At 64.6% G+C, this 4,204-nt stretch carries 4 protein-coding genes and 1 pseudogene; 1 reads left to right on the top strand and 4 read right to left on the bottom strand.

The genetic code is table 11. The features are described from left to right. The 4 genes and pseudogenes from AC1DT2_RS16835 to AC1DT2_RS16820 all read right to left on the bottom strand — a co-directional run. Positions 1 to 326, bottom strand: a pseudogene (locus AC1DT2_RS16835) (sensor histidine kinase); the annotation flags it as partial. Continuing rightward, positions 326 to 1,543, bottom strand: a complete 1,218-nt coding sequence (locus tag AC1DT2_RS16830) for a sensor histidine kinase (protein WP_063573167.1) — start codon at positions 1,541 to 1,543, stop codon at positions 326 to 328. The pseudogene AC1DT2_RS16835 and the gene AC1DT2_RS16830, both read right to left, overlap by 1 nt. 6 nt (positions 1,544 to 1,549) lie before the next feature. Next, entirely contained in the window at positions 1,550 to 2,329 is a 780-nt protein-coding gene (locus tag AC1DT2_RS16825) for an ABC transporter permease (RefSeq protein WP_477297600.1), read from the bottom strand. Further along, positions 2,326 to 3,246, bottom strand: coding sequence for an ABC transporter ATP-binding protein (locus AC1DT2_RS16820; RefSeq protein ID WP_477297598.1), 921 nt, complete (start codon positions 3,244 to 3,246; stop codon positions 2,326 to 2,328). The genes AC1DT2_RS16825 and AC1DT2_RS16820 overlap by 4 nt, the downstream gene beginning before the upstream one ends. A 215-nt stretch (positions 3,247 to 3,461) precedes the next feature. Between AC1DT2_RS16820 and AC1DT2_RS16815 the strand changes: the two genes are divergently transcribed. Next, a partial coding sequence (locus tag AC1DT2_RS16815; protein ID WP_477297596.1) for an aminotransferase class III-fold pyridoxal phosphate-dependent enzyme occupies positions 3,462 to 4,204 on the top strand: 743 nt, incomplete at its 3' end.

Raw genomic sequence — 4,204 nt, 5'->3', positions numbered from 1 at the left:
TACGCCAGGAGGGTGACGCCGATGATCACATAGCCCAGCGATATGGGATTGACCGGCCAGAGGATAAAGCCCATCACGACGATCGTGACGGCGTGGAACGGCAAACGCCGCAGCGGCGCAATGTAGACGCCGATGTAGCAGACAAGGTAGACGAGGATCGAAAGCAGTGTCGGTCCGAACCAGCCCCAGTCGAACGCCTTCAGCGCGAGCGGCCCCTGGATCAACGCGACCAGCCAGAACACCTGCAGCCCGGCCTGCCAGCGCAGGTAGGTCGGCGAGCGCAGCGTGCCGAGCAGGGAATCCGGGTGGACGGTGGGAAGTCGCATCACGACGTCGGCCGCGGCTCGAGACCGAGGTTATCGGGTTCCGTCATCGGCGCGAGACGCCGATCCGCTGCGGTCAGCGGCACGGCGATCCGCACCCGGGTTCCTTTGCCGCGCTCGGATTCGAAGGCCAGGGTGCCGCCCAGCGCACGAACACGCTCACGCATGCCGCATATGCCGTTGCCCTCTTCGCTCACCCCGCCAGTGCCGTTATCGGCGACACACAAAGTAAGGACACCCCCGGTAACGTCGACGCGCGCTTCCGCGAACGAGGCGCGCGCATGGCGGTGAATGTTGGTGACCGCTTCACGCAGAACCAGCGCAAGGCCGGCCTCCAGCCGTTCGGGAAGCTGGGGCAATTCGCTGACGTAGTCGAAGTGCACCATCGAGGCATTGAGCAGCAGGCGAGCGGAAGCGAGCTCGGCGGCAAGACCCGTGGCACGAATGCCGGTAACCGCCGAACGGACTTCGGCGAGCGCATGACGGGCGACTGCCTCGGCTTCTTCCATCTCGCGACGTGCGGCGTCCGTGTCGCGGTCGATCAGGCGCCGCGACAGCTCCAGCTTGAGCGTGATCAGGGACAGTGTGTGGCCCAACAGATCATGCAGGTCGCGCCCGATGCGCTCACGTTCGGCCATCGCGGCGAGGCGCCGAACCTCGTCGTGGGAGAGCTTGAGTTCGGCGTCACGTTGCGCGTTGACCCGGTAGATGATGTTGATCGAACCGACGGAAATCGCAATGAAGCTCAGCGTCGCCAGGATACTCAGCGGCCAGCTGTAGATGTACGTGCCGACCAGTGCGAAACCGCCGATGATGCCGGCCATCCCGAGATAGGAACGTTTGGGCGAGCCCTCGAAGCCCATCATCGCGCATGCGTAGATCACCAGGCACCCGCCGCCGCTGGCGTTGATGCCCATCAAGGCGTACGCGAGCAGGGCGACCGCGACAGCGAACCAGGAGGCCTGACGCAAGGGCCGGATGTAACTGAGCGCATACAGCCCGAGGAAGGCCGGAAAGGCAATGAGCGTGGCCAGCCACCAGTGGGGGTTGAGCTTCTCGGCGAAGACCAGATCGCCGAAGACATAGACCGTCCAGACCAGATGAAACATGCTCGCGGCGCGCAACCGCGGTTTCCCCTGGAAGCGGTTCCACAGCGAATCCGGTGTCGGCTGAAACCACGAGCGGGCCATACGTGCATCCGAGGAAAGGCGTGCGTTCATGCTACTTCAACCGTAGCGGCGCAGGCGGCGCGCGGCGACCAGGAGGAAGGCACCCGTAAAGCCGAGCAGGACGAGCACGTGGAGCAGGACGTTGCCCTGGCCGAGCCCGACGACCGACAACGCCAGCTGGTCGAGGTGGTACGCAGGCCAGATCGGGGCGATCGACTGAATGAAGGACGGCATGATCGACAACGGAAACCACAGCCCGGACAGGAAGGCCATCGGCAGGTAGACCAGGTTGACCACGCCGGGAGCGCCCTGCCCCTTCACCAGGGTGCCAATCAGCAGGCCAAGCGCACTGAATGGCAGCACGCCGAGCACTTCCAGTACGAAGAATGCTGTCAGTCGCGATGCCGGCAGCGAGACGCCCGCCAGGAACACCGCCATGCACAGCAGGATGATCGACACGACCGCGGCGACGAGCATGGCCATGCACATCTTGCCGAGGAGGTACGCGCCCGGCGGCATCGGCATCGCTCGTTTGAGCGTGAGCAGACCGGTATCGCGCTCCAGCGCCAGCGATACGCCAAAACCGAACAGGCCCGGTGCCATCACACCGAACGTGCCATACGACGCAAGCAGATAACGCGGTGCGTCCGCGCTATTCGAATGCGCGAGGAAGATCCCGAACATGAGGTAGAAGACGGACGGGAACAGCAGCGTCGGCAGGAGGAAGCCAGGATTGCGCAGGTAGCGCAGACATTCCGACTTCGCTTCCTGTACATAGGCGTTGATCACCCGCCCCGTGGTCATCACCGGTGTGGCGATGCTGTCGATGGTGTTCATGCGGCCTCCTGCGAACGATCGGTCGTCTCGGATTCACGGGTGATTTCGGTGAAGGCCTCGGCCAGGCCGGCGCGCTGCACTTCGAGTTCGGTCAGGTTGGCGTCGCTGTCGAGCAGGCGACGGACCACGGTCTCTGCTTCGGCGGTGGCGATGGCCAGACGGTCGTGCACGTGTTCGGCGGAGATCACTTCCGGCCACGCCGCGACCGTAGCGGCAGCGATCGAGGTGATGCAACGAATGCGGCGCACCGCGACATGCGCACGCAACGCATCCACCGTGCCTTCGGAGACGACACGCCCCTTGGCGATCACGCAGACGCGATCGGCCAGGGCTTCGGCTTCTTCGAGGTAGTGCGTGGTGAGCACGACGGCACAACCCTCGGAGACCGCCTTGCGGATTGCCGCCCACAGGGCCTGACGCGCGACGATGTCCATGCCGACCGTGGGTTCGTCGAGAAAGAGAATCTCCGGCCGCCCCGCGAGCGCCATGGCGAACTGCACGCGGCGCTGCTGGCCGCCGGACAGGGCGGCATACCGGCGCCCCAGGAGATCGTCGACACCAGCCAGGGCGGCACACTCGGCCACCGACCGGGGTGCGGGGTAGTAGCTGGTCGTGAGACTGATCAGCTCGCCGACCTTCAGGGTTGGCGGCAAGGCAGCGGACTGCAGCATGACGCCGATGCGCCGACGCGCATCGATGTCCTGCGGATCGCGCCCGAACAGGCTGACGCTGCCGGTGTCCGCCCTGTGCAAACCGAGCAGCAGGCCGATACTGGTGCTCTTGCCAGCGCCGTTGGGGCCCAACAGCGCAAGCAGCTCACCGCGGTGAATTTCCAGGTTGATACCGTCCAGTGCGACGATGGCGCCGTAGCGCTTGCCGACCCGGTCCAGACGCGCAATGCAGGTGTCGTTGTTCATGATGTCCTCCCTTGCGTCGCAACATATTCGGTCGCAACCCCTTGGCGGCAGTCGCTTGCGTCATTGTGCGGATGTGACAAGCGTCACCCGGGGGTTACGCCGCCAAAATCCGCGTGATATGCTGAGGAAATAATCCCTTTACATATAGACACTTAGCGGCGTCTTAAGGGATCGATTCGAACCAGTGCCGCGTCATTCGAAGTGAGGAGTGGGTTATGGACGTCATCGGTCTTCTGCGCGAGTTGCGCAACTTTGGCGGTACGCCGCGTACGCAAGGCCTGGCTGACGCCACGGTGGAGCGCTTCGCAGGCATCGACCCCTCGCTGGTGCAGGCCATCGAAGAAGCCGCCGCTTATCACCAGGCGCTCCGCGCCGAGATGGGCGACTTCCTGCGCATGGACGAGGCCGCGCAGATCGACCACCTGCAGTGCGGCCTGGTGAACTTCTACCCGGACGACGGCGTGAACCCGTACGTTCCGGCCGCCGCGCGCGGTCCGTGGGTCGTCACGCTGAAGGGCGCCGTGATCCACGACAACGGCGGCTACGGCATGCTCGGTTTCGGTCACAACCCCCAGCACATCATCGATGCGATGGCGCGCCCGCAGGTCATGGCGAACGTCATGACAGCGAACGTCTCGCAGCTACGCCTGTGCGACGCGCTGAACAAGGAGCTCGGTCGCAACCGTGGCGGTAGCCCCTACTCGCACTTCCTTTGCCTGAATTCGGGCTCGGAATCGGTGACGCTTGCCGGCCGCATTGCGGACGTCAACGCGCGTGTGATGACCGACCCGGGTGCGCGGCATGCTGGCCGTACCATCAAGCGCCTTGCGGTGAAGGGTGCGTTCCATGGCCGCACCGAACGTCCGGCGATCTACTCCGATTCGTCGCGTCGCAATTATCAGCAGCACCTGGCCAGCTTCCGCAACGAAGACACGMTGATCACCGTCGAGCCTTACAA

The organism is Luteibacter sp. P4_E6 (assembly GCF_056401535.1).
This window is presented reverse-complemented; position numbering and strand designations above follow the sequence as displayed.